The organism is Streptomyces sp. JH002 (genome assembly GCF_050916115.1).
Classification (GTDB): Bacteria; Actinomycetota; Actinomycetes; order Streptomycetales; family Streptomycetaceae; genus Streptomyces; species Streptomyces xiamenensis.
Genome location: NZ_CP087989.1, coordinates 2,769,698 through 2,792,849 on the forward strand (window position 1 = coordinate 2,769,698; position 23,152 = coordinate 2,792,849).

A 23,152-nucleotide genomic window follows, 5' to 3' on the forward strand; every position below is an offset into this window, starting at 1 on the left:
TCCGGGCGCTGGTACGGGGGAACGAGCTTCTCGGGGGTCAGTCCGGGGGGAAGAGGTGGGAGAACGCCGCCAGGTTGTGGGTGGGTTCGCCGCGCGAGACGCGCCAGGCGTGTTCCTTGCGGATGGCCGTCGCGAAGCCCATCTCCAGCAGGGTGTTGAACGCGCCGTCCGCCGTCTCCAGGACCACCCCCAGCAGGCGGTCCAGCTCCGCCGGGGACGCCGCCGACAGGGGCAGGCGGCCGGCCAGGTAGATGTCGCCGTGGGCGTCCAGGGCGTACGCCACCCCGTACAGCCGGGCGTTGCGCTCCAGCAGCCAGCGGTGGACCGCCTCGTGGTTCTCGTCCGGCCGGCGGATGACGAACGCGTTCACCGACAGCGCGTGCCGGCCCAGCCGCAGCGAACAGGTGGTCGCCAGCTTGCGGGTGCCCGGCAGCGTAACCACATAGTGGCCGGGGTCCGGGCGTTCCCACTCCACGCCCAGGTCCTTCAGCGTGTCCTCGACGGTCGTCGCGGTGGTGTCCTCAGCCATGCGCCGATCGTAGGGCGAAGCGGTGCGACTCCGTCGCCTCCCGGTACACGGAGACGGTGCCCGCCGCCGTCGCCGCCCAGCCGAAGCGGCAGGCGTGCAGCGCCGCCGCCTGGCCCAGGCGGGCCGACAGCGACGCGTCGGCCGCGAACCTGCCCAGCGCGTCCGCGTAGTGCACCGGGTCGTGGTCCTCGATCAGGAAGCCGGTCGCCTGGTCCCGCACGACCACCGGCAGCCCGCCCACCGCGGCCGCGATCACGGGGGTGCCGCACGCCTGGGCCTCCGCCGCCACCAGGCCGAAGGACTCGCTGTACGAGGGCATCACCAGCACGCTCGCCGCGCGGTACCAGTCCGCCAGCCGCTCCTGCCCCACCGGCGGGTGGAAGCGGACCAGCCCGGACAGGCCCAGCCGTTCCGCGAGCTTCTGGAGCCGCTCGGGGCGGGCCAGGCCGGTGCCCGAGGGGCCGCCCACGATGGGGACGACCATGCGGCCCGGTTCGGCGAGCGACGGGTCGCGGTCCAGCAGGTCCCGCACCGCGTGCAGCAGCAGATCGGGGGCCTTGAGCGGCTGGATGCGCCCCACGAACAGCGGGATCAGCGCGTCCTGCGGCAGCCCGAGGCGGGCCCGCGCCGCCGCTCGCCCGTCCGCCGGGCGGAAGACGTCCAGGTTGACGCCGGGGTGCACCACCGCCGTACGCATCGGGTCGGCCTCGTAGTGCCGCACCAGTTCGGCGGCCTCCTCGGCCGTGTTGGCGATCAGCCGGTCCGCCGCCCGCACGATCTGGGTCTCGCCGATCACCCGGGCCGCCGGCTCCGGGCTGTCCCCGGCCGCCAGCGCCGCGTTCTTCACCTTGGCCATGGTGTGCATCGCGTGCACCAGCGGCACGCCCCAGCGCTCCGCGACCAGCCAGCCCACCTGCCCCGACAGCCAGTAGTGCGAGTGCACCAGGTCGAAGTACCCGGGCCGCTCCCCCGCCCAGATCTGGGTCACGCCGTGCGTGAACGCGCACATCTGGGCCGGTAGCTCCTCCTTGCTCAGCCCCTCGTACGGGCCGGCGTCCACGTGGCGTACCAGCACCCCGGGCGCCAGCTCCACCGTCGGCGGCAGCCCGCCCTGGGCCGCCCGCGTGAAGATCTCCACCTCCGTGCCGAGCGCCGCGAGCTGTCTGGACAGTTCGACGATGTAGACGTTCATGCCGCCCGCGTCGCCGGTGCCCGGCTGATGCAGCGGAGAGGTGTGAACGCTCAGCATCGCCACCCGGCGCGGTCGGTGCCCCACTGCGTCTCCTGACGGGCCGAGAGCGGAAAACGGACGTCTCCCCCACACCAGTGTGCCCAACGGTCCGGGGACGGCACGCGCCGGGTGGCGCCCGAAAAGTAGACTCGCCGGCATGCCTGAGGGGACGGTCACCCGGGGAACGACCAACCCCAATCGTTTGCGGCGCATGGACCGCTGGATCGCCCATGCGCACGGCACCGCCCTGCGCCGCGCCCACCACCCGCCGCTGGCCGTGGATCTGGGGTACGGGGCGGCGCCCTGGACGGCCGTCGAACTGCTGGGGCGGCTGCGCCGGGTACGGCCCGACGCCCGGGTGGCGGGGGTGGAGATCGACCCGGAGCGGGTCGCGGCGGCGCTGCCGTACGAACGGGACGGGCTCTCCTTCGTCCGCGGCGGGTTCGAGATGCCGCTGCCCGGCGGGGAACGGCCGCTGCTGATCCGGGCCGCGAACGTGCTGCGGCAGTATCCCGAGGACGCGGTCGCCGGGGTGTGGGAGCGGCTGTGCGGGCGGCTGGCGCCGGGCGGGCTGCTGGTGGAGGGCACCTGCGACGAGCCGGGGCGGCGGCACGTGTGGGTGGCGCTGGGGCCGGACGGGCCGCGCACGGTCACCTTCGCCGCCCGGCTGGCGGATCTCGGCACCCCCTCCGACCTGGCCGAGCGGCTGCCCAAGGTGCTCATCCACCGCAATGTGCCGGGCGAACGCGTGCACCGGTTCCTGGTCGACTTCGACCGCGCCTGGGCCGCCGCCGCCCCGTACGCGCCGCTCGGCGCCCGGCAGCGCTGGGTCACGGCCGTACGTGCCCTGGCCGCCGCCGGCTGGCCGCTGGCCGATGACGTACGGCGCTGGCGGCAGGGCGAGGTCACGGTGCGCTGGGCGGCGCTGGCGCCCGGGGGTGCCGGCTCCGGCTGAGCCGGGTGGTCCGGTCCGGGGTCAGGTCCGAACCGGCGGGCGCGGGCCCGGGACGGCCCCGCTACAGGGCGTCCAGCGCCGCCGCCAGCAGCGGCCGGTCCTGTGCGTGTGTCAGCTGGGTGAGGGCCTGCTCGGGCGGCAGCCACAGCAGCCGGTCCACCTCGTCGTTGGGCGAGAACCGGCCGCCGACCGCCTCACCGGCCCAGTAGTGGACCTCTTTGGGCCGCCCGCGCACCACGTAGCGGGCGGTGGGCAGCGGGGCGCCGAGCACGCAGATCATGCCGGTCTCCTCCAGCACCTCGCGCAGCGCCGCGTCCTCCGGCTCCTCCCCCGGGTGCAGCTTGCCCTTGGGGTGCGACCAGTCGTCGTAGCGGGGGCGGTGCACCAGCGCCACCTCCACCTCGCCCGACGGGCCCGCCGCGTACCGCCACAGCACGCAGCCGGCCGCCCGGACCGTCTCCTCCTCAGCCGTTCGTTCCACGGCGTCTCCTTCGTGCCTCGATCTGCATCTCCTGCACATTGCGCAGCTGCCGGCCGTCCGTGCCGGTCCAGTGCCGGGTCCACGCCCCGTCCGGGCCCAGGTGCCAGGACGCGGTGGTGTCGGCGGTGCCGGCCGCCAGCAGCCGGGTCAGGGTGGAGCGGTGCGCCGGGTCGGTGACCCGGACCAGGACCTCGATGCGGCGGTCCAGGTTGCGGTGCATCAGGTCGGCGCTGCCCAGCCACACCTCGCTGTCGCCGCCCGCCGCGAACGCGTACACCCGCGAGTGCTCCAGGAAGCGCCCCAGCACGCTGCGCACCCGGATGGTCTCGGACATGCCGGGCACCCCGGGGCGCAGGGCGCAGATGCCGCGCACCCATATGTCGACCGGGACGCCCTCCTGCGAGGCGCGGTAGAGGGCGTCGATCACCGCCTCGTCGACGATGGCGTTGGTCTTGATGCGGATCGACGCCGGACGGCCCGCCCGGTGGTGCGCTATCTCCCGGCCGATCCTGGCCAGCAGCCCGTCGCGCAGCGAGCGCGGGGCGACCAGCAGCCGGCGGTAGGTCTCGCGGCGCGAGTAGCCGGAGAGCCGGTTGAACAGGTCGGACAGGTCCGCGCCCACCTCGGCGTCGGCGGTGAGCAGTCCCAGGTCCTCGTAGAGCCGGGCCGTCTTGGGGTGGTAGTTGCCGGTGCCGACGTGGGCGTAGCGGCGCAGCGTCTCGCCCTCCTGGCGGACCACCAGGGACAGCTTGCAGTGCGTCTTGAGCCCCACCAGCCCGTACACGACGTGGCAGCCGGCCTCCTCCAGCTTGCGCGCCCACTTGATGTTGGCGTGCTCGTCGAAGCGGGCCTTGATCTCCACCAGCACCAGCACCTGCTTGCCGGACTCGGCGGCGTCGATGAGGGCGTCCACGATCGGGGAGTCGCCCGAGGTGCGGTACAGGGTCTGCTTGATGGCCAGGACGTCCGGGTCGGCTGCGGCCTGTTCCAGGAAGGTCTGGACGGAGGTGGAGAAGGAGTCGTACGGGTGGTGCAGCAGCACGTCGCGTTCGCGCAGCACGCCGAAGATGTCGGGGGCGGACGCCGATTCGACCTCGGCGAGTTCGCGGTGGGTGCCGGCCACGAACTTGGGGTACTTCAGCTCGGGGCGTTCCAGGGAGGCGATGTCGCCGAGCCCGGTGAGGTCCAGCGGCCCCGGCAGGGTGTAGACCTCCTCGTCCCGTATCTTCAGCTCGCGCACCAGCAGCCGCAGTACGCCGGGGTCGATGGACTCCTCGGCCTCCAGGCGGACGGGCGGGCCGAAGCGGCGGCGCAGCAGCTCCTTCTCCAGGGCCTGGAGGAGGTTCTCGGTGTCGTCCTCCTCGACCTCCAGGTCCTCGTTGCGGGTGACCCGGAAGACGTGGTGGGCGAGCACCTCCATGCCGGGGAAGAGTTCCTCCAGGTGGGCGGCGATCACGTCCTCGACGGGGACGAAGCGCTGCGGCGAGGCTTCGAGGAAACGATCCAGCAGCGGCGGGACCTTGACCCGGGCGAAGTGCTTGTGGCCGGTGGCGGGGTTGCGCACCTCGACGGCCAGGTTCAGGGACAGGCCGGAGATGTACGGGAAGGGGTGGGCCGGGTCGACGGCGAGCGGGGTGAGGACGGGGAAGATCCGCTGCCGGAAGAGGGTGAACAGCCGGGTCTGCTCGGTCTCGGTCAGGTCGGGCCAGCGCAGCAGATGGATGCCCTCGGCGCCCAGCGCGGGGGCGACGGAGCGCTGGTAGCAGGCGGCCTGGCGGACCATGAGTTCGTGCGAGCGGGTCCAGATGTCCTCCAGCACCTCGCGCGGCAGCTGGCCGGTGAGGGAGCGGGTGGCGACGCCGGTGGCGATGCGCCGCTTGAGGCCGGCGACGCGCACCATGAAGAACTCGTCGAGGTTGCTGGCGAAGATGCTGAGGAAGTTGGCGCGCTCCAGCAGCGGGGTGGCGGGGTCCTCGGCCAGTTCGAGGACGCGTTCGTTGAAGGCCAGCCAGCTGCGTTCGCGGTCCAGGAAGCGGTGTTCGGGCAGCGGGGCACCGGCCGGGTCGGGCATGGTGGTGGCCGCCGCGGGGGCGTGCGCGACCGGTTCGGGCGCCGGGTCGGGTACGGCCACGGTCACCGGGTGGGCGGCGGTGGACGGGGGCGGCACCGTACGGTCCCGGTCATCGCCGGGCCGCGGGCCGTCCTCCGGCCCCCCGGAGCCGGGTTCCGCGACGGGCCCGGGTTCCGGACCCGGTTCCGCCGCCGCGCCCGGCTCGGCCCTCCGGTCCGGCTCCGGCGCGCCCTTGTTCCGTGACACCGCCGCGGCCTTCGCCGCGTCCGGGCCGACCCGCGCGCTCCGCGCTCCCCGCACCTCAGGACTCATGCCCCCATTCTCCCGCCAAGAGTGCGAACAGAGCACGTCAGCGTCGTGACCGGGAGGTGGCCGGGATGCGGATCAGGTTTCCGTGCGGTACATCAGGTCGGTCTCGTGGGTCTGGAACCCCAGGCCCTCGTACACCCGCAGCGCCGCCACGTTGTCGGCGTCCACGTACAGCATCGCGGTGGGCAGGGCCCGGTCGGCCGCCAGGTAGCGCAGGCCGATCAGGGTGAGCGCCTTGCCGAGCCCCAGGTTCTGGGCGTCCGGCGAGACCCCCACGACGTAGACCTCGCCCAGCGACTCGGCGCTGTGCACCTTCGTCCAGTGGAAGCCGAGCAGGCGGTCGCCGCGCACCGCGAGAAAGAACCCGGATGGGTCGAACCAGGGCTCCTTCTTCCGGGCGTCCAGGTCCACCTGGGTGAGGCCGCCCTGCTCGGGGTGGTGGGCGAAGGCGGCGGCGTTCAGCTCCAGCCAGGCGGCGTCGTCCTGGCCGGGCACGAAGCCGCGCACCGTCACCCCTTCGGGCAGTACGGGGTCGACGTCGCGCAGTCCCCCCAGCGGGCGACGCAGCTGCCGCAGCTCACGGAAGAGGGTCAGCCCCAGGACCTGGGCCAGGTGCCGGGCCGCCGGGTGGCCGCCGTGCGCCCACAGTCGCAGCCGGTGGCCGGACTCGGCGAGCAGCGCCTCGCCCAGCAGCCGGCCGTAGCGCAGGCCGCGGTGGTCGGGGTGCACCACCAGTTCGCCGGAGGGGGCTTCGACCGGGTCGGTGCCGTCCAGCTGTGCGTAGCCCACGAGTTGGCCGTGGTGCCGCATGAGCAGGTGTTTCACGCCGGTGCGCCGGCCGCCGCGCAGCAGCAGCCTGCCCTGTTCCGATACGGCGCTCTGCCCGTCGGTGCGGGCTGCCGCGTCGATCAGCCGCTCGGCCTCACGCAGCTGGGGGCCCGTCACCTCGTCGACCACGATGACGTCACTCATGACGAAGACTCTATGCCCATATCGCCCGGACCCTTCATCCGCTTGTTACCCCCAGCCCCCTGACACGCTACGCGCGTAGCCGTAGGCTGCCGTCGCACTGTCATGTCATCTCCCTGACATCTGTCCCCTTTTGTCCGCTACGGCCGACCGGGATGCCGATCGGGCCGTCGCCCCCTCTTCCTTGCTTGTCCCCTGATTCCACGAGAGGCAATCTCCGCTGATGCGCACCTTGGCCACCCGGCGTTCGCGCCGGTTCAGACTGACGGCGGGCGCGGTCACCCTCGCCGCCGCCGGCGCCCTCGCCGTCGGGGTACCCGCCGCCCAGGCCGGTACCGGCAACGGCAACGGCAACGGCAACGGGAACGGCAACAGCCGCCCCGGCCCCGCCCTCGACCTCCAGATCCTCGCCATCAACGACCTGCACGGCGCCCTGGAACCCCCGGAGGGCTCCAACGGCCAGGTCACCCACCGGCACGAGGACGGCACCACCGAGCAGTTGGCCGCCGGCGGCGTCGAATACCTGGCCACCGGGCTGCGCGACGCCCGCAAGGGCAATCAGCGCTCGGTGACCGTCGCCGCCGGTGACCTCGTCGGCGCCACCCCGCTGCTGTCCGGCCTCTTCCACGACGAGCCGACCATCGAGGCGCTCAACAAGCTGGGCATGGACGTCGCGGGCGTCGGCAACCACGAGTTCGACGAGGGCTGGGAGGAACTCCAGCGCCTCCAGGACGGCGGCTGCCACCCGGTCGACGGCTGCTACGCCGATGACCGCACCTTCGAGGGCTCCGACTTCCCCTACCTCGCCGCCAACGTCGTCCGCGAGGACAGCGGCGAACCGATCCTCGCCCCGTACAGCGTCCAGAACATCAAGGGCGTCAAGGTCGGGTTCATCGGCGTCACCCTGGAGGGCACGGCGAACATCGTCACCCAGGACGGCATCGAGGGCCTGGAGTTCCTCGACGAGGCCGAGACCATCAACCGCTACACCGCCGAGCTGGAGTCCCAGGGTGTCAACGCGATCATCGCGCTGATCCACGAGGGCGGCTACCCGGCCGACCCGGCGTACAACGCCGACTGCGACGCGGGCGCCGACGGCATCTCGGGGCCGATCGTGGAGATCGCCGGGGCCATCGACTCCAACGTGGACGCGCTGATCACCGGCCACACCCACCAGCCGTACGTGTGCACCATCCCCGACCCGGACGGCAACGACCGCCTGGTCACCTCCGCCGCCTCCAACGGCCGGCTGTTCACCGAGCTGAACATGCGGTACGACCCGCGCACCAAGGACATCGTGCGCACCTCGGTCGAGGGCACCAACCGGGTCGTGGACCGCGACCAGAAGCCGGCCCGCGACCTCACCCGGCTGATCGACTACTGGAACGAGCTGGCGGCCCCGGTCGCCAACGCCCCCATCGGCTACATCTCCGAGGACATCCGGGGCCGCGGCGCCGGCACCCCCGAGTTCCCGCTCGGTGACCTGATCGCCGACGCCCAGCTGGCCCACGCGGTCGAGCTGGAGGGCACCGCCGACCTCGCCCTGATGAACCCCGGCGGGGTGCGCGCCGACCTGGTGTACGCCGCCTCGGGCGACGAGGGCGACGGCGTGGTGACGTACGGCGAGGGCTTCACCGTCCAGCCGTTCTCCAACACCGTCAATCTGCTGAGCATCACCGGCGAACAGCTGCTCCAGGTGCTGCGCGAGCAGGTCAGCGGCCCCAACGCCGCCACGCCCAAGATCCTCCAGCCCTCCGAGGGGCTCACCTACACCCTGGACCTGAGCCGCTCCGGCGCCGACCGGATCGTGGCGGACACGGTGCTGCTGAACGGTGAGCCGATCGATGCGGAGCGCGTCTACCGGGTCGCGGTCAACTCCTTCCTGGCGGGCGGCGGCGACGGGTTCCCGACCCTGGCCGAGGGCACCGACCCGCGCGTCGGCAACGACGACATGCGGGTGCTGGCGGACTACCTGCTGGCGCACTCCTCCGCCGACGCCCCGCTGGCGGCGCCGGCGGCCGACCGGATCACGGTCCTTCCGTAACACCCGGCACGATGGCCGGTACGGGTCAGGGGCGCGGCACGGTGATCGCCGTCAGCAGCACCCCATCCCGTACCAGCCACCGTCCGCCGAACCGGCCCACGCGCACCCCGTCCACCACCGGCCCCGGCACCAGCAGTTCGGCCTCGAACGTGCCGGCCCCGGGGTCAAAGGTCACCCGCGCCTGCTCGAAGCCCAGCCACTGCCCGGTCAGCGGGAACCACGCCTTGTACACGCTCTCCTTGGCGCTGAACAGCAGCCGTTCCCAGCGCACCCGCGGATGGCCGGCCGCCAGCTTGGCCAGGTGTTCGCGCTCCCCGGGCAGCGACACCAGCTCCAGCACGCCGTCGTCGCGCAGCGGTTCGTGCGGCTCCGCGTCCAGGCCGATGGACGCCAGCGCCCCGCCGGTGCGGGCCACCGCCGCCGCCCGGTAGCCGGCGCAGTGCGTCATGGAGCCCAGGAACCCCGCCGGCCACCGGGGCGCCCCGCGCTCGCCGGGCAGCAGCGGCACCCGGGGCCCGCCGAGCCGCTCCAGGGCGGTACGGGCGCAGCCGCGCACGGTGGCGAACTCGGTGCGGCGCTTGGCCACCGCCCGCGCCACCACCGCCTCCTCCTCCGGGAACAGCTCGGGCAGCCGTTCCGGGTCCCCGAACATCTCGACCGCGCTCACCGGCGGCGGCAGGAGTTCCCCGATCACGCGCGGATCACCACCGGCCGGCCCGGCGTGCCGCCGCGCGGGCGCCACTCGCGCGGGTAGCCCAGCGACACCTCGTGGTGCGGCACCCCGTCCCGGGTGATGCGCCGCGGGATGTGCAGATGCCCGTACACGACGGCGGCGGCCCGGAACCGTACCGGCCAGTCGTCGGTCGCCTCGGTCCCGCACCACAGCGCGAACTCGGGGTAGCGCAGCACCCGGGTGGGCTGCCGGATGAGCGGGTGGTGGTTGATCAGCACGGTGGGCAGGTCCTCGGGCAGGGCGGCGAGCCGCTCCTCGGTGCTCTCCAGCCGGGCCCGGCACCACGCCTGCCGGCTGGGGTACGGGTCCGGGTGCAGCAGGTACTCGTCGGTGCACACCACCCCGGCCGCCTCCGCCACCGCGAGCGCCTCGGCGGTGGTGCGGGTACCGGGCGGCCGGAAGGTGTAGTCGTACAGCAGGAACAGCGGCGCGATCGCGACCGGTCCGCGCTCACCCTGCCACACGGCGTACGGGTCCTCGGGGGTGAGCACCCCCAGGCCGCGGCACAGCTCCACCAGCCGCTCGTAGCGCCGTTCGCCGCGCAGCTGCACGGGGTCGGCGGCGGGGGTCCACAACTCGTGGTTGCCCGGCGTCCACACCACCTGGGCGAAACGGGAGGCGAGCAGCGTCAGCGCCCACTCGATGTCCGAGAACGTCTCCCCCACGTCGCCCGCCACCAGCAGCCAGTCGTCGTCCGACTCGGGACGTAACTCCTCGGTGATCTTGCGGTTCTCGTCGTAGGCCACGTGCAGATCGCTGATGGCCAGCAGTTTCCCCATGAGCTGTGTCCTCCCACCGGGTGCGGCCGGCGAAACGCGAACCTCAATCAAGATTGAGCTATGCGTACGATGGCGGGCGTGCCTCCCACCATCACCAAGGAACTCACCATCGGACAGCTGGCCGAACGCAGCGGGGTCGCCACCTCGGCGCTGCGCTTCTACGAGGAGCAGCGCCTCATCAGCAGCCGCCGCACCTCGGGCAACCAGCGCCGCTACCACCGCGACACACTGCGCCGGGTGGCGTTCATCAAGGTCTCGCAGAACGTCGGGATGCCGCTGAACGCCATCCGCGACGCCCTGCACGAACTGCCCGAGGGCCGCACCCCCACCAAGCAGGACTGGGCCCGGCTGTCCGAGTTCTGGAAGGCCGATCTCAACGCGCGGATCTGGCAGCTGACCCGGATCAGGGACGATCTGACCGAGTGCATCGGCTGCGGCTGCCTGTCCCTGGAGAGCTGCACGCTGGCCAACCCGTCCGACGTGTGCGGGCAGCGCGGCCCCGGCCCGGTGCGGCTGCTGGAGAACGCCCCCGAGGGCGCCCCCGGCTGCGGAACGGCGTGTTCCTAACGGCCGGCCGGTGTCCGTAAGGAGGCGGGCGGCGGGGTCGGGGCGCCGGGCAGCCGCAGCACCGCCTCCGTACCGCCGCCGGGCGCCGGGTGCAGGGCGATCGCGCCGCCGCTCTCGCGCACGGTGCGGGCCACGATCGACAGGCCGAGCCCGGAGCCCGGCAGCCCGCGCGCGCCCGGGGAGCGCCAGAACCGCTCGAAGACGTGCGGGAGTTCGTCGGGCGGGATGCCGGGGCCGTGGTCGCGGATGCGCAGCAGCCCGCCGCGCAGCGTCACCTCCACCACCTCGCCCTCGCCGCTGAACTTCACCGCGTTGTCCAGGAGATTGACCAGCGCCCGCTCCAGCGCGGACGGTTCGGCGCGCACGAACCACGGATCGAGTTCGGCGTCGATGGCGAGCCCGCGCGCCCGGCCGCGCAGCCGCACCCGGTCCACCGCGCGGCGCGTCACCTCGTGCAGCCCCACCACTTCCAGCCGCCCGCCGCCGGCGGGCCGCTCCGGGCGGGACAGCTCCTGGAGGTCCCCGATCAGCGCGGCCAGTTCGCTCAGCTGATCGGTCACCGACTCCAGCAGCCGCCGCCGGTCATCGGGCGGCAGCGGGCGGCCCGTCTGCTCGCTGCGCACCAGCAGCTCGATGTTGGTGCGCAGCGAGGTGAGCGGGGTGCGCAGCTCGTGCCCGGCGTCGGCGATCAACTGCTGCTGGAGCTCGCGGGAGGAGGCCAGCGCGGCGGTCATGGAGTTGAAGGCGGCGGACAGCCGGGCGATCTCGTCGTCGCCGGCCACCGGGATGCGGGTGGTGAGGTCCTCGGTCCTGGCCACGTGCTCGGCGGCGGCGGTCAGCCGGTCCACGGGCCGCAGCCCGGCCCGGGCCAGGACGACCCCGGCCCCGGCGGCGGTTACCGCGCCGGCCGCGGCGACCAGCGCGAGGACGACGACGAGGGAGCGCAGCGGGTCGGTCACCTCGTCCAGCGGGCGGGCCACGGTGACGGCGCCGTTGGTGGTGGTCTGCAGCGGACGGGTGAGCACCCGGTAGGTGACGCCGTCCGAGCCGGTGGCGTTGTGGAAGGACTCGACGGCCCTGCGGCCCGCGACGGCGGTGTCGGAGGGCGCGACCTCCAGGGTCGCCGCCCCGGAGATGATGCAGCTCGATCCGTCGGAGTTGACCACCTGGATCGTGGAGTCGAACGGCATGGGCACGTTCTGCGGGACGTCGGCCGGTTCCGGGTAGCACTGGCCGTTCTCCCACATGTGGTAGATCACCACCGGGTCGGCCCGGTTGTCCCGCAGGGTGTCGTCGAGGGACCTGATCAGCTGGTCGCGGACCAGGAACCAGGCCGCGATCGCGCAGACCGCGACCGCCGCGGCCACCGCGACGGCCGTCAGCAGGGCGAGCCGGGAGCGCAGCGACAGACCACCGCCGCCGGACGTCACTGGCCGTCCCGCAGCACGTAGCCGACGCCGCGCACGGTGTGCACCAGACGCGGTTCGCCGCCGGCCTCGGTCTTGCGGCGCAGATACATGACGTAGACGTCCAGCGAGTTGGACGACGGCTCGTAGTCGAAGCCCCAGACGGCGTGCAGGATCTGCTCGCGGGTGAGGACCTGGCGGGGGTGGGTGAGGAACAGCTCCAGCAGGGTGTACTCGGTGCGGGTCAGCTCGACGGGGCGGGGGCCGCGCCGCACCTCCCGGGTGGTGGGGTCCATCCGCAGTTCGCCGAAGACCAGCAGCCCGGCGTCCGGGTCGGGGGCGCCGTCGCGGCCGTCCCCGGCGCCGGCGCCGCCCGGGCGGGCGTAGCCGCTGCGGCGCAGCAGCGCCCGCAGCCGGGCGAGCAGCTCATCGAGTTCGAAGGGCTTGACGAGGTAGTCGTCCGCCCCGGCGTCGAGGCCGCTGACCCGGTCGCCGATCGTGTCCCGGGCGGTCAGCATCAGGATCGGCACCCGGTCCCCGGCGGCGCGCAGCCGGCGGGCGGCGGTGAGCCCGTCCATGCGGGGCATGAGCACGTCGAGGACGATCGCGTCCGGGTGGTAGCGCTCGGCCGTGGCGAGAGCGTCCAGGCCGTCGACGGCGGTCTCGGTGGCGTACCCCTCGAAGGCGAGGGAGCGCTGGAGGGCGTCCCGTACGGCCGGCTCGTCGTCGACGATGAGCACGCGCGAACCATCACTCATGCGCGTCAGTCTCGCATCAGACGGTGTGGGAGGAACCGGAGCTTCCGCCGTCGAGCGCGCTGAGCACACTCTTGACGGTGTTGACGGGGATGGCGAAGCCGAGACCGGCGCTGCCGGATGCGGCGGACGCGCTGTACATGGCGGAGTTGATGCCGATGACCTCGCCGTTCATGTTGACGAGGGCGCCGCCGGAGTTCCCGGGGTTGAGGGAGGCGTCGGTCTGGATGGCCTGGTAGGTGGTGGTGGAGTCGCCCGTGTCGCCGTTGTAGCGGCCACCGCCGTACTCGAAGGGCCACTGCTGCTGTGACTGCTGCGGGGAGCTGTCGCCCGTGCTGACGGTGACGTCCCGGTCGAGTGCGGAAACGATCCCGCTGGTGACGGTGCCGGACAGCCCTTCGGGCGAACCGATGGCCACGACCTGGTCGCCCACGGCCACCGCGTCGGAGTCGCCGAGCGTGGCGGCGGTGAGCCCGGAGACGTCCTGGGCCTGGATGACGGCGAGGTCGGTGTCCGGGTCGGAGCCGGTGACGGTCGCGGTGGCGGTGGAGCCGTCCGCGAAGGTGACCCGCACCTGGCCGGCGCCGGAGACGACGTGGTTGTTGGTGAGGATCTCGCCGTCGGAGGAGAGGATCACCCCGGAGCCGGTGGCGCTCCCGGTGGAGATCTCCACGACGGACGGCGACACGGCGGCGGCCACGGAGGCCACGGTGCCGTCGGTGTGGACCGAGACGTTGGTGCCGGTGACGCTGGAGCCGCCCCCGGCGACGGCCGACCCGGCGTCCCCGAGCAGTGCGGCGGTCCCGCCCCCCACCCCGGCCGCGACGACGGCCACGGCGGCCAGCAGCGCCACGGACTTCCCGGCGCGGCGGCGCCCCCGGTGCGAGGCCGGCCGGGCCGGCGGAGCAAGACCTTCAGCTACGGCCTCCGGCGCCTGCCCGGGCTGCGGAGGGTAGGAGTGGAACGGCTGACTCCCCTGGTTTTCGCTCATGCACCGACAGTGGGCCCGGAAGATGAGAAGCGGCTGAGAACGGCCTCAGAGTTCCCCTGTGTTTTCAGCCGGGGAAGTCGCTGGTGTCCAGTGAGGTCTCGAAGGGGGCGGGCAGCGGGACCGGGTCACCGAACTTCCCGGTCCACAGGGTCTGGTACACGCCGCCCTGCGGTTCGCCGAACAGCGTGATGACGGGCCCCATCGGAGGTACGCGATCCACGAGCAGGTAGAGGGGGACACCGGCGCGGGCGTACCCGGCGAGCTTCTCGACACGGTCCCGGCTCGCGTTGCCGGGTGAGGTGACCTCCACGACCAGGGCGGCGTCTCCCGCCTGGGTCTCGGGCACGCCATCCAGCATCAGGGCTTCCGGCAGCACCACCAAGTCGGGCTGGAAGACGCCCGAGCGCAGCGGAATCCGCACGTCGACGTTCTGGTAGACGTCCCAGCCATCGGGAATCGCTGGATGCAGTCGCCATTGCAGCTTGGTCGCGATAAAGGTGTGTGGCTTCGACGGCGCGGGCGACATGACGATGGACCCCTCGATGATCTCCGCCTTCCAGCCCGCGGGGACATCCATCTCCTCCCAGACCCTGACGAGCTCATCCCAGGTCTCTCCCCGGACATACGGGGGTTCAACAGCAGGCACACTCACAGCGGACTCCTTGCATTGCCGACACCCACTCCAGCATGCACGGAGCACCCAAACCAGGTCTACCGACCCACTTCACCCGAACGTATGACCGCAGGCCATCAGGGTGACGCCGGGTGGTGGCCAGCGGGTGTCAGACCGGTTCCGCCGGGCAGCCGCAGGAGCGGCGGACGCGCAGGGAGGCCGGGAACTGGCGGTGCCGCTCCAGGGCCGGGCCGTCCTGGTCGTTGATCGCCAGCTCGACCGCCGCGCGGGCCATCCCCACCCGGTCGGAGCCGACCGTCGTCAGCGGCGGGTCGGTCAGGGCCGCTTCCTTGACGTCGTCGAAGCCCGCCACCGCCAGCTCCTGCGGCACCTCGATGCGCAGCTCGCGGGCCGCCCGCAGCACGCCGATCGCCTGGTCGTCCGTGGCGCACACCAGCGCCGGCGGCCGGTCGGGGCCCGCCAGCAGGTCCAGCGCCACCCGGTAGGCGTCGTACCGGTTGTAGGGGGCCTGGAAGAGCCGGCCCTCCGTCGACAGGCCGGCCTCGTCCATCGCCCGGCGCCAGCCGGTGACGTGGTCGGTGACCGGGTCGCCCGACTCCGGTGTGGAGGCCACGCCGCCCAGGCAGGCCACGTAGGGGTGGCCGTGGTCCAGCAGGTGCCTCGTCAGCCGCTGTGCGCCGGCGATGTCGTCCAGCACCACCGTCACGTCGTCGATCGCGTCGGGCCGCCGGTGCAGCAGCACCACCCGGGCGTCCCAGGCGTCGATCTCGGCCGCGGCGTGCTCGCTGGGGCCCGAGCTGATGAGGATCAGGCCCGAGACCCGCATGCCCAGGAACGCCCGCAGATAGTGGACCTCGCGCTCGTCCCGGTAGTCGGAGTTGCCGACCAGCACCATCTTTCCGCGCTCGGCGGCCGCCTGTTCCACCGCGTGCGCCATCTCCGCGAAGAACGCCTGCCGGGCGTCGGGCACGATCAGACCTATGAGGTCGGTGCGTTGGGAGGCCATCGCCTGCGCCACCCGGTCCGGGCGGTACCCGAGTTCCTTGATCGCGGCGAGCACCCGCTCGCGCGTACCGGCCGCGACGGGGCGCGGTCCGTTGTTGATGACATAGCTCACGACCGCGGTCGACGTACCCGCCAGTCGCGCCACATCGTCCCGCGTCACCTTGGCCACCTCGGCAGTCTACGCGCGCAACCGCCCCCGGAACACAGGTCCCAGGGGCGGAAGACGAAGCGAAGGTGAACGTGTGGTGCGGCGTTCACGCGCGCCGCGCGGCCTCCTTGATCAGCTGCTCGGCCTCGCGGGTCACCGCACGCGCGTGGTCGTCGGCCGGCTTCTCCTTCTCCGGAACGACGAAGCGGTAACCGACGTTGCGCACGGTGCCGATCAGCGACTCGTGCTCGGGGCCCAGTTTGGCGCGCAGCCGCCGCACATGGACGTCCACGGTGCGGGTGCCGCCGAAGTAGTCGTAGCCCCAGACCTCCTGGAGGAGCTGGGCGCGGGTGAAGACCCGGCCCGGGTGCTGCGCCAGGTACTTCAGCAGCTCGAACTCCTTGAAGGTGAGGTCCAGGACCCGGCCCTTGAGCTTGGCGCTGTAGGTGGCCTCGTCGACCGACAGGTCGCCGTTGCGGATCTCCATCGGGCTGTCGTCGCTCACCAGCTGCTGGCGGCCGGTGGCCAGCCGCAGCCGCGCCTCGACCTCGGCGGGACCTGCGGTGTCCAGGACCACGTCGTCCACGCCCCAGTCGGCGGTGACGGCGGCGAGCCCGCCCTCGGTGACGATCAGCAGCAGCGGGCAGCCCGGCCCGGTGGAGCGCAGCAGCTGGCACAGGGAGCGGACCTGGGGGAGGTCCTTGCGGCCGTCGATGAGGATGACGTCGGCGCTGGGGGCGTCGACCAGGGCGGGGCCCTCGGCCGGGGCCACGCGGACGTTGTGCAGCAGCAGTTCGAGGGCGGGGAGCACTTGCGACGACGGCTGGAGGGCGTTGGTCAGCAGAAGCAGGGAACTCATCGGGGGCGTTCCTTCCTCGGTCCTGGCGGCGGGGCTGCTGTGCGACGGGACGATTCGAGCGGCTCTGCCCTGAAAGCACAAAAGGACCCGGTATGGCGCCATCGCCCGGATCCTTTACGTGCCCAGCAGCATAACCGAAACAGTTCATCTTGCGCAGGGGCCGTCTTAAGGAGCGGGACGGACAAGCGCCATCATGGGTGCGACAGCGACGCGGGAGGATTGTGATGGCGAGCGGCACCATCCGGTACTGGGCGGCGGCGAAAGCCGCGGCCGGTACGGCGGAGGAGGGGTACGAGGCCGCCACCCTGGCCGGGGTCCTGGCGGGGGCGCGGGAGCGGCACGCGGCCAGGCCGGAGTTCGCGCGGGTGCTGGCCCGCTGCTCCTTCCTGGTGAACGGCGAGCAGGTGGGCAAGCGCGGCCATGACACGGTGACGCTGCCGGAGGGCGCGACCGTCGAGGTGCTGCCGCCCTTCGCGGGCGGGGCGCGGTGAGCGCCGGGCCCGGTCGCGGGCGCGGCGCGGAGCACCCGGAGGGGGAGGCGGCCCGGCCCGCCGTCCATCCGTACGAAAATAGCGCCGTGAGTGAGATCTCTGACCCCACCCGTAACCCCGGCGACACGCGCGCGGCAGGCGCCTCGCACCGGGCCACCTCGCCGATCATCCCGCCCGGGATCCAGCCCGCCCTGCTGACCGCCGTGCTCGCGGCGCTGTTCGCCGTCACCGCCCCGCACGGGCAGTGGGCGCTGCTGGGGCCGGTCATCGTGCTCCAGGCGGTGACCGCCGCCGGCTGGTTCCGGCTGAACGGGATGTGGCCGGCCCGGCAGGGCATCCTGCTGGCGTTCGCGGGCGGCCTGGCGGCCGACATCGTGCTGCTGTCCACCTCCCGCGAGCACGGCATCACCGCCATGGTCGGCACCCTGGGGGTCTGGTTCCTGCTGGTGGTGCTGCTCCAGCTGCGGCACCGCGGCTCGGGCGACGAGCGCCTGGACTCGCTGACCGCGACGGCTGCCTCCACGCTGCTGACGGTGGTGGCCGCCGGTCATCTTGCGGCGGTGGAGTTCTCCTCCACGGCGGTCGTGGTCGCCTCGGCGGCGGTCGCGGTGGCGGCGGTGGCGCGCGGTCTGGTGACGGCGGCGTTCGTGGCGCCCGTCCTGGCCTTCGTGCTGGCGACGGCCGCCGGGGCCGGGGCCGCGCAGCTGGCCGATCTCGACCTGTGGAAGGGCGCGGCGCTGGGCGCGGCCGCCGGGGCGTGCGCGCTGGCCGGCCTGCGCGTGGCCTCCTACGACTTCCCCTCCCGCTTCGTGCACTTCACCGCGGGGGTCGCACTGCCGCTGACCGCCGCCGCCCCGGCGGTGTATCCGCTGGCCCGGGCGCTGCTGTGAGCCCGCACGTGTAACGGAGCTGCTGCAAGGCTCCGGCCGGACCGCCGCGAAACGGAACCCCGGGTTACGCTCGCGGCAGTCCGGCCACTCCATGGGGGATAGAACCCGAATGCGCGCTCTGCGAATATCACTGATCGTGCTCGTCGTCCTCGGCGTGCTCTTCACCGTGGCCGACCGGCTCTCGGTGTCCTGGGCGGAGAACGAGGTCGCCTCCCGCGCCCAGACCTCCCTGGGTCTGTCGGAGACGCCGGACGTCTCGATCAAGGGTTTCCCCTTCCTCACCCAGATCGCGGGCAAGAACCTCAGCCGGGTCGATGTCGGGGTCAGCTCGTACCCCGCGCAGGTGGACGGCACCGCCGTCACCGTGGAGCAGCTGGACATCGAGCTGCGCGACCTGAAGCTGGGCTCCAACTTCTCCACCGCCACCGCGCGGCACGCGGACGGCACCGGCCTGATCACGTACGAGGAGCTGAGCCGCGCGTACGGCGAGCTGCTCGGCTCGGAGAGCACGGGCCTGGGGGTCTCCTTCGGCCCCGCCGAGGACGGGCGGCTGCTGATCACCCTCCAGGCGTCGGTGATGGGGCAGCGCATCAATGTCGGGGACGTGCCCGGTGACATCACGCTGGGGGGCGACCGGGTGCGGGTCGAGGTGGACACCGAGGCGCTGACGGGGATCCCCGATTCCGTGCTGCCGCAGGTGGAGACCCTGATCCAGGAGCAGGCGGGCGTGGAGCGGACGATCTCCGGGCTGCCCAACGGCCTGGCGCTCTCGTCGGTGACCCCGGGCCCGGAGGGTCTGGAGCTGACGGTCACGGGCAGCGATCTGAGCCTGGTCGGCTGAGCGCGCGCCCCACCCGTCCGCGTTTCATATAGCGGACATCACCGTCTCAGCATCCGGAAGCCCCGTGACAGGGCGGGGACCGTATCCGTACGATCACGGACATGATGCGTCAGGCTGCGGGCACCCCCGCCGGGGGACTCACCAAGCGGCGGGCAGTGGACCTCTGCCGCGTCGCCGCCATGCTCTGTCGCCGCGCCGGCTGACAGCCGCGCCACCCCCCGTACCGCCGTACCACCGCGAACCTCCGCGCCCCTGGCGCGCCCTGCCCCGCTCCGTCTCGGCACGCGTGTACGCCGGTACGTGTCCGGTCATCCCGATCCGGTACGACTCCCCCCCGCTCACCACAGCCGAAGGAGAACGAGCATGAGCCGCAGTGACGTCCTCGTGGACGCCGACTGGGTCCAGCAGCACATCGACGACCCCAAGGTCGTCATCGTCGAGGTGGACGAGGACACCTCCGCCTACGAGAAGAACCACATCAAGAACGCCGTCCGGATCGACTGGAAGCAGGATCTCCAGGACCCGGTGCGCCGTGACTTCGTCGACCGGGCCGGCTTCGAGAAGCTGCTGTCCGCCAAGGGCATCGCCAACGACGACACGGTGGTGCTGTACGGCGGCAACAACAACTGGTTCGCGGCGTACGCGTACTGGTACTTCAAGCTGTACGGCCACGGCGACGTCAAGCTGCTGGACGGCGGCCGCAAGAAGTGGGAGCTGGACTCCCGCGACCTGGTGGCCGAGGTGCCCGAGCGCGCCGCCACCGAGTACCGGGCGCAGGAGCAGGACCTGTCCATCCGCGCCTTCCGCGACGAGGTCGTGGCGGCCATCGGCGCGCAGAACCTGGTGGACGTGCGCTCCCCCGACGAGTTCAGCGGCAAGCTGCTGGCCCCCGCGCACCTGCCGCAGGAGCAGTCGCAGGTGGCCGGGCACGTGCCCTCCGCCCGCAACATCCCGTGGTCGAAGTCCGCGAACGACGACGGCACCTTCCGTTCCGACGAGGAACTGACGGAGCTGTACGAGGGCGAGGGCGTCGACCTGGGCAAGGACACCATCGCGTACTGCCGCATCGGTGAGCGCTCCGCGCACACCTGGTTCGTGCTGCACGAGCTGCTGGGCCAGCAGAACGTCAAGAACTACGACGGTTCGTGGACCGAGTACGGCTCGCTGGTGGGCGTCCCGGTCGAGACCGGCCCGGCCAAGTAAGAGGAGATCGAGGAATCATGTGCGGAGCGAAGTCCGGCGGCCCCGACGCCGCCGCCACGGCGGGCCAGACGACCATCCAGGGCGTCCTCACACGTGACGGGGTCCCGGTGAGCGGGTACGTCCGACTGCTGGACGGCACCGGCGAGTTCACGGCGGAGGTGCCGACCTCGGCGACCGGCCAGTTCCGCTTCTTCGCGGCCGAGGGCACCTGGACCGTCCGCGCGCTGGTCCCCGGCGCGAGTGCGGACCGCACGGTGGTGCTGGCCGAGCGCGGTGCGCTGGCCGAGGTGGCGATCGCGCTGTAACGGCCTTGGCGGTGACGGCGGGGCGACGGTGAACGGCCTGCCCGGCCCGGCCCGCGAATGCCAGACCGCGCCCTTTCCGGTGATCGCCGGAGGGGGCGCGGTCTTCGTGTATCAGGGGGTTCGGATTCCTGGGATTCCTGGTTGGACGGTGTCGTTTCCAAGATCAGCGACTGGGTCGGTCAGCTCACCGTCCCGCAGTTGCCACAGACCCAGTCACCCGCGGGTCCTTGATGCATGTTACCGCCACAGTTCGGACAATTCATGATCACATCCTCTCCACGCCGTTAGACGCACGAGCCGCCGAACCCGTTCAGTCCGGCGTGATCACAAAACGGTCAATGGGCGCGGCAGGCGGGGAAGCCGGCTGGCCTACCTCACTCCGCTTCCCCGCCGGGGGGCCAGCTAGACTCGGCAGAGCACCGTATTTTTCCCGCCGACGCACTAGGAGCACCCGTGCTCGAGGCATTCTTCATCACCCTGATGGTTCTGGTCGGGGTGGGTACCGCCGCGTTCACCGGCCTGGTCGTGAAGAAGCTCTACCAGGGCCAGCGCTGATGATCGAGATCCCCTCAGATCTGCACCCCGACCTGGTACCCCTGGTCTTCCTGCTCGGCGACTGGACCGGCGCCGGCGTGGCCGAGTTCACCGGCGAGGAGTCCATGAACTTCGGCCAGGAAGTCACGTTCTCGCACGACGGCCGGGACTTCCTGGAGTTCTCCTCGCACACCTGGCAGCTGGACGACAAGGGCGAGAAGGTGCGCCCGCTGGAGTCCGAGCACGGCTTCTGGCGGGTCACCGGCGAGCGCAAGGTCGAGGCGGTCCTCATCCGCCAGGACGGCGTCGCCGAGGTCTGGTACGGAGAACTGGCCGAGGGCAAGCCGCGGATCGAGCTGGTCACCGATGCGATCGCGCGTACGCCGTCCGCAGGCGCCTACACCGGCGGCAAGCGGCTGTACGGCTACGTCAACAGCGATCTGATGTGGGTCGGCGAAAAGGCGACCCCCGAGGTGCCGCTGCGCCCCTACATGTCGGCACACCTGAAGAAGGTCGTGGACCCGAGCACCTGGGCCAAGGACCTCAAGGACCTGCCGGACGACGGCATCGCCTTCTTCCGCTGACCGGCGCGCGGGCGGCGGGATCCGGAACGGAACAGCGGAATGCCCCCGGCCGCTCGCGCGGCACCGGGGGCATCCGGTGAAGCCTTGCCTCGGGCGGCATGTCAGTCAGAGGCGGACCCGAGGCTCACTTCTCGAACGTACCACGGGGGGCAGGGCCCGGCGAGGAGACCCGAACACGCATGACCCAGGAGCCACCCGCGCCCCCGGCGTGGATGACCCAAGCTCCCCCAGACTTCGTCCGGGGGTACCCCCATCTCCAGGCCCCGGCTGGCCGGCTGTCTGCGGGCGAGCGGCGGTGATCCCGGGCAGGCCGAACGGCTCTACTGGTGGAACGTCGAGGCCTCGGCCGCGCTGTACGGGCCGCTGCACTGCCTGGAGATCTCCTTACGCAACGCCCTGCGCCAGCAGCTGCGCGCCGCCTACGGGCGGCCCGACTGGTGGCTGGCGGCCCCGCTGAACGAGGGCGGGCGGCGGCTCACCCGCGAGGCGGGCCGCAAGGGCAGGCGGCGCGGGCCGGGGCCGGTGGCCCCGGACCATGTGGTGGCCGAGCTGAACTTCGGCTTCTGGGTCTCGCTGCTCAGCAAGGGCGGCCGGGGTGGGCAGTACGACCGGCAGCTGTGGGTGCCCGCGCTGCACAAGGCGTTCCCGCACTACGCGGGGCGCCGCGACGAGCTGCACGGCGTGCTGGACGCGCTGCGGCTGCTGCGGAACCGGGTCATGCACCACGAGCCGATACACCACCGCGACCTGGCGCTGGACCACCGGATGATCTACCGCGTGCTGGGGTGGATCAGCACGGAGGCGGCCAAGGAGATACAGGTCCTGGACCGCTTCCCCGCCGTCCTGACGCACCGCGCCGCCACCTGCGGCGGCGGCCGCAGCCCGCGCTTCTGACCGCGTGTGCCCCTCCCTTGCGGCCTCTGCCGCAGGAGGGGCCACGGGCCGCCGCGCGGGAGCGTCAGATCGCCCGCAGGGAGCCGCCGTCCACCGCGATGACCGAGCCGGTGATGTACGAGGCCGCCGGGGAGAGCAGGAAGGCGGCGGCGCGGCCGAACTCGGCGGGCTCGCCGTAGCGGCCCAGCGGGATGCCCGCCACGGCCGCCGCGCGGGCGTCGGGGAACGCCGCGTCCAGCTGGGTCATCCGGTCGGTGGCGATCCGGCCGGGCAGCAGGCCCAGCACCCGCACCCCGCGCGGGCCGAACTCGTCCGCCATGTCCTTGGCCACCATCGCCAGCCCCGGGCGCAGCCCGTTGGAGATGCCCAGGCCCCCGACCGGCTGGCGCACCGAGGTGGACAGCACCATGCCGATCGCGCCGTCACCGGTCAGCCGCCCGGCCAGGGTGCGCACCGCGCGCACCGAGCCGAGGAAGACGGACTCGAAGGCGGCGCGCCACTGCTCGTCGGTGGCGGAGGCCGCGGTGCCGGGCGGCGGGCCGCCGACGGAGATGAGGGCGCCGTCCAGCCGCCCGTACCGCTCCAGCGCCGTTCGCGCGAGCCGCTCGGCGGCCTCCGGGTCGGCGAGGTCGGCGGCGACGCCCGTTACGTTCCCCCAGCCTTCGGCCGGGGGTTCCCCCATGGGTGCCGACAGCCGCTCCACGGCCGCCTCGACGTTCGCCGCGTCCCGGGAGGCCAGCACCACCTTCGCGCCGTCCGCGACCAGCGCGGCGGCCGTGGCGTGGCCGAGCCCCTTGCTGCCTCCGGTGACGACATAGACCCGATCGGCCAGTCCCAGATCCATCGCTGCGCTTCCTCCCAGGCTCCGCGAGCCATCAGCCTTATACCGGTTTGACACACCCTGCGGCAGGGTGGGAACCGCCTCCCCGCACGGGGGTCGCCGA

25 protein-coding genes are annotated in these 23,152 nt (G+C 72.6%); 11 read left to right on the plus strand and 14 right to left on the minus strand.

What is annotated here, in order from left to right:
* Nucleotides 1–37: 37 nt before the first annotated feature.
* Nucleotides 38–529, minus strand: coding sequence for a YbjN domain-containing protein (locus tag H7827_RS12475; protein WP_432745009.1), 492 nt, complete (start codon nucleotides 527–529; stop codon nucleotides 38–40).
* Nucleotides 522–1,778 carry a D-inositol-3-phosphate glycosyltransferase gene (mshA, locus tag H7827_RS12480; protein WP_386535870.1) on the minus strand — a complete coding sequence of 419 codons (1,257 nt, stop codon included), beginning with the start codon at nucleotides 1,776–1,778 and terminating at the stop codon, nucleotides 522–524. Before mshA ends, H7827_RS12475 begins: the two co-directional genes overlap by 8 nt.
* A 139-nt stretch (nucleotides 1,779–1,917) precedes the next feature.
* Between mshA and H7827_RS12485 the strand changes: the two genes are divergently transcribed.
* Nucleotides 1,918–2,715 carry a class I SAM-dependent methyltransferase gene (locus tag H7827_RS12485; RefSeq protein ID WP_432745011.1) on the plus strand — a complete coding sequence of 266 codons (798 nt, stop codon included), beginning with the start codon at nucleotides 1,918–1,920 and terminating at the stop codon, nucleotides 2,713–2,715.
* A 61-nt stretch (nucleotides 2,716–2,776) separates the two neighbouring features.
* On the opposite strand, the gene H7827_RS12490 is transcribed toward H7827_RS12485, so the two are convergent.
* The 3 genes from H7827_RS12490 to mshD all read right to left on the minus strand — a co-directional run bounded on the left by H7827_RS12490 (nucleotide 2,777) and on the right by mshD (nucleotide 6,548).
* Nucleotides 2,777–3,235 (minus strand): NUDIX hydrolase, encoded by a 459-nt coding sequence (locus H7827_RS12490; RefSeq protein ID WP_390123936.1) that lies wholly within the window; start codon nucleotides 3,233–3,235, stop codon nucleotides 2,777–2,779.
* Nucleotides 3,180–5,579 (minus strand): RNA degradosome polyphosphate kinase, encoded by a 2,400-nt coding sequence (locus H7827_RS12495; RefSeq protein WP_432745013.1) that lies wholly within the window; start codon nucleotides 5,577–5,579, stop codon nucleotides 3,180–3,182. Before H7827_RS12495 ends, H7827_RS12490 begins: the two co-directional genes overlap by 56 nt.
* Before the next feature lie 72 nt (nucleotides 5,580–5,651).
* Nucleotides 5,652–6,548, minus strand: a complete 897-nt coding sequence (gene mshD, locus H7827_RS12500; protein ID WP_386535786.1) for a mycothiol synthase — start codon at nucleotides 6,546–6,548, stop codon at nucleotides 5,652–5,654.
* 220 nt (nucleotides 6,549–6,768) lie between these two features.
* Here mshD and H7827_RS12505 point away from each other — a divergent pair, with 220 nt between their 5' ends.
* The gene (locus H7827_RS12505) at nucleotides 6,769–8,589 is read left to right on the plus strand and encodes a bifunctional metallophosphatase/5'-nucleotidase (protein WP_432745017.1); all 1,821 of its coding nucleotides are present in this window, start codon (nucleotides 6,769–6,771) and stop codon (nucleotides 8,587–8,589) included.
* Nucleotides 8,590–8,614: 25 nt separating this feature from the next.
* On the opposite strand, the gene H7827_RS12510 is transcribed toward H7827_RS12505, so the two are convergent.
* Both H7827_RS12510 and H7827_RS12515 read right to left on the minus strand, forming a co-directional pair.
* On the minus strand, nucleotides 8,615–9,283 hold the full coding sequence (locus H7827_RS12510; protein WP_432745019.1) for a 4'-phosphopantetheinyl transferase family protein: 669 nt from the start codon (nucleotides 9,281–9,283) through the stop codon (nucleotides 8,615–8,617).
* A complete protein-coding gene (locus H7827_RS12515; protein WP_386535794.1) occupies nucleotides 9,280–10,101 on the minus strand; it encodes a metallophosphoesterase family protein in 822 nt (273 codons plus the stop codon). The genes H7827_RS12510 and H7827_RS12515 overlap by 4 nt, the downstream gene beginning before the upstream one ends.
* A 69-nt stretch (nucleotides 10,102–10,170) precedes the next feature.
* Here H7827_RS12515 and soxR point away from each other — a divergent pair, with 69 nt between their 5' ends.
* Nucleotides 10,171–10,668, plus strand: a complete 498-nt coding sequence (soxR, locus tag H7827_RS12520) for a redox-sensitive transcriptional activator SoxR (protein ID WP_386535873.1) — start codon at nucleotides 10,171–10,173, stop codon at nucleotides 10,666–10,668.
* Here soxR and H7827_RS12525 read toward each other — a convergent pair.
* From H7827_RS12525 to H7827_RS12550, 6 genes are all read right to left on the minus strand, one after another.
* Entirely contained in the window at nucleotides 10,665–12,098 is a 1,434-nt protein-coding gene (locus tag H7827_RS12525; RefSeq protein WP_432745021.1) for a HAMP domain-containing sensor histidine kinase, read from the minus strand. The genes soxR and H7827_RS12525 overlap by 4 nt on opposite strands.
* Entirely contained in the window at nucleotides 12,095–12,832 is a 738-nt protein-coding gene (locus H7827_RS12530) for a response regulator transcription factor (RefSeq protein ID WP_046724408.1), read from the minus strand. The genes H7827_RS12525 and H7827_RS12530 overlap by 4 nt, the downstream gene beginning before the upstream one ends.
* 16 nt (nucleotides 12,833–12,848) lie before the next feature.
* Nucleotides 12,849–13,820, minus strand: a complete 972-nt coding sequence (locus H7827_RS12535; protein WP_432745024.1) for a S1C family serine protease — start codon at nucleotides 13,818–13,820, stop codon at nucleotides 12,849–12,851.
* A 64-nt stretch (nucleotides 13,821–13,884) separates the two neighbouring features.
* Complete coding sequence (locus H7827_RS12540) at nucleotides 13,885–14,397, minus strand: Uma2 family endonuclease (protein ID WP_432745027.1); 513 nt, start codon at nucleotides 14,395–14,397, stop codon at nucleotides 13,885–13,887.
* Nucleotides 14,398–14,602: 205 nt separating this feature from the next.
* Nucleotides 14,603–15,628 (minus strand): LacI family DNA-binding transcriptional regulator, encoded by a 1,026-nt coding sequence (locus H7827_RS12545; protein WP_030729699.1) that lies wholly within the window; start codon nucleotides 15,626–15,628, stop codon nucleotides 14,603–14,605.
* An 85-nt stretch (nucleotides 15,629–15,713) separates the two neighbouring features.
* On the minus strand, nucleotides 15,714–16,466 hold the full coding sequence (locus H7827_RS12550; RefSeq protein ID WP_364245453.1) for a winged helix-turn-helix transcriptional regulator: 753 nt from the start codon (nucleotides 16,464–16,466) through the stop codon (nucleotides 15,714–15,716).
* Between the two features lie 224 nt (nucleotides 16,467–16,690).
* Here H7827_RS12550 and H7827_RS12555 point away from each other — a divergent pair, with 224 nt between their 5' ends.
* The 8 genes from H7827_RS12555 to H7827_RS12590 all read left to right on the plus strand — a co-directional run bounded on the left by H7827_RS12555 (nucleotide 16,691) and on the right by H7827_RS12590 (nucleotide 22,208).
* Nucleotides 16,691–16,957: a MoaD/ThiS family protein gene (locus tag H7827_RS12555; RefSeq protein ID WP_030729705.1), complete on the plus strand. Its 267-nt coding sequence runs from the start codon at nucleotides 16,691–16,693 to the stop codon at nucleotides 16,955–16,957.
* An 86-nt stretch (nucleotides 16,958–17,043) separates the two neighbouring features.
* Entirely contained in the window at nucleotides 17,044–17,847 is an 804-nt protein-coding gene (locus tag H7827_RS12560) for a hypothetical protein (RefSeq protein WP_432745032.1), read from the plus strand.
* A gap of 109 nt (nucleotides 17,848–17,956) precedes the next feature.
* On the plus strand, nucleotides 17,957–18,688 hold the full coding sequence (locus H7827_RS12565; RefSeq protein ID WP_432745035.1) for an LmeA family phospholipid-binding protein: 732 nt from the start codon (nucleotides 17,957–17,959) through the stop codon (nucleotides 18,686–18,688).
* Between the two features lie 104 nt (nucleotides 18,689–18,792).
* The gene (locus H7827_RS12570; RefSeq protein ID WP_367889587.1) at nucleotides 18,793–18,891 is read left to right on the plus strand and encodes a putative leader peptide; all 99 of its coding nucleotides are present in this window, start codon (nucleotides 18,793–18,795) and stop codon (nucleotides 18,889–18,891) included.
* 160 nt (nucleotides 18,892–19,051) lie between these two features.
* Nucleotides 19,052–19,891 (plus strand): sulfurtransferase, encoded by an 840-nt coding sequence (locus H7827_RS12575; protein WP_030729714.1) that lies wholly within the window; start codon nucleotides 19,052–19,054, stop codon nucleotides 19,889–19,891.
* Between the two features lie 17 nt (nucleotides 19,892–19,908).
* Nucleotides 19,909–20,196 carry a DUF1416 domain-containing protein gene (locus H7827_RS12580; protein WP_030729716.1) on the plus strand — a complete coding sequence of 96 codons (288 nt, stop codon included), beginning with the start codon at nucleotides 19,909–19,911 and terminating at the stop codon, nucleotides 20,194–20,196.
* A gap of 554 nt (nucleotides 20,197–20,750) precedes the next feature.
* Nucleotides 20,751–21,314, plus strand: coding sequence for an FABP family protein (locus H7827_RS12585; protein WP_386535816.1), 564 nt, complete (start codon nucleotides 20,751–20,753; stop codon nucleotides 21,312–21,314).
* A gap of 522 nt (nucleotides 21,315–21,836) precedes the next feature.
* Nucleotides 21,837–22,208, plus strand: coding sequence for a hypothetical protein (locus H7827_RS12590; RefSeq protein WP_432745040.1), 372 nt, complete (start codon nucleotides 21,837–21,839; stop codon nucleotides 22,206–22,208).
* Nucleotides 22,209–22,272: 64 nt separating this feature from the next.
* Here the strand turns inward: H7827_RS12590 and H7827_RS12595 are convergent, their stop codons facing one another.
* Nucleotides 22,273–23,052, minus strand: a complete 780-nt coding sequence (locus H7827_RS12595) for an SDR family oxidoreductase (protein WP_386535820.1) — start codon at nucleotides 23,050–23,052, stop codon at nucleotides 22,273–22,275.
* Between the last annotated feature and the right edge of the window lie 100 nt (nucleotides 23,053–23,152).

Coding starts and splice junctions, on each gene's coding strand:
- H7827_RS12475 (WP_432745009.1), bottom strand. CDS start 529: ATGGCTGAGGACACCACCGCGACGACCGTCGAGGACACGCTGAAGGAC.
- mshA (WP_386535870.1), bottom strand. CDS start 1,778: ATGCTGAGCGTTCACACCTCTCCGCTGCATCAGCCGGGCACCGGCGAC.
- H7827_RS12485 (WP_432745011.1), top strand. CDS start 1,918: ATGCCTGAGGGGACGGTCACCCGGGGAACGACCAACCCCAATCGTTTG.
- H7827_RS12490 (WP_390123936.1), bottom strand. CDS start 3,235: ATGTGCAGGAGATGCAGATCGAGGCACGAAGGAGACGCCGTGGAACGA.
- H7827_RS12495 (WP_432745013.1), bottom strand. CDS start 5,579: ATGAGTCCTGAGGTGCGGGGAGCGCGGAGCGCGCGGGTCGGCCCGGAC.
- mshD (WP_386535786.1), bottom strand. CDS start 6,548: ATGAGTGACGTCATCGTGGTCGACGAGGTGACGGGCCCCCAGCTGCGT.
- H7827_RS12505 (WP_432745017.1), top strand. CDS start 6,769: ATGCGCACCTTGGCCACCCGGCGTTCGCGCCGGTTCAGACTGACGGCG.
- H7827_RS12515 (WP_386535794.1), bottom strand. CDS start 10,101: ATGGGGAAACTGCTGGCCATCAGCGATCTGCACGTGGCCTACGACGAG.
- soxR (WP_386535873.1), top strand. CDS start 10,171: ATGGCGGGCGTGCCTCCCACCATCACCAAGGAACTCACCATCGGACAG.
- H7827_RS12530 (WP_046724408.1), bottom strand. CDS start 12,832: ATGAGTGATGGTTCGCGCGTGCTCATCGTCGACGACGAGCCGGCCGTA.
- H7827_RS12535 (WP_432745024.1), bottom strand. CDS start 13,820: ATGAGCGAAAACCAGGGGAGTCAGCCGTTCCACTCCTACCCTCCGCAG.
- H7827_RS12540 (WP_432745027.1), bottom strand. CDS start 14,397: ATGGATGTCCCCGCGGGCTGGAAGGCGGAGATCATCGAGGGGTCCATC.
- H7827_RS12550 (WP_364245453.1), bottom strand. CDS start 16,466: ATGAGTTCCCTGCTTCTGCTGACCAACGCCCTCCAGCCGTCGTCGCAA.
- H7827_RS12555 (WP_030729705.1), top strand. CDS start 16,691: ATGGCGAGCGGCACCATCCGGTACTGGGCGGCGGCGAAAGCCGCGGCC.
- H7827_RS12565 (WP_432745035.1), top strand. CDS start 17,957: ATGCGCGCTCTGCGAATATCACTGATCGTGCTCGTCGTCCTCGGCGTG.
- H7827_RS12570 (WP_367889587.1), top strand. CDS start 18,793: ATGCGTCAGGCTGCGGGCACCCCCGCCGGGGGACTCACCAAGCGGCGG.
- H7827_RS12575 (WP_030729714.1), top strand. CDS start 19,052: ATGAGCCGCAGTGACGTCCTCGTGGACGCCGACTGGGTCCAGCAGCAC.
- H7827_RS12580 (WP_030729716.1), top strand. CDS start 19,909: ATGTGCGGAGCGAAGTCCGGCGGCCCCGACGCCGCCGCCACGGCGGGC.
- H7827_RS12585 (WP_386535816.1), top strand. CDS start 20,751: ATGATCGAGATCCCCTCAGATCTGCACCCCGACCTGGTACCCCTGGTC.
- H7827_RS12595 (WP_386535820.1), bottom strand. CDS start 23,052: ATGGATCTGGGACTGGCCGATCGGGTCTATGTCGTCACCGGAGGCAGC.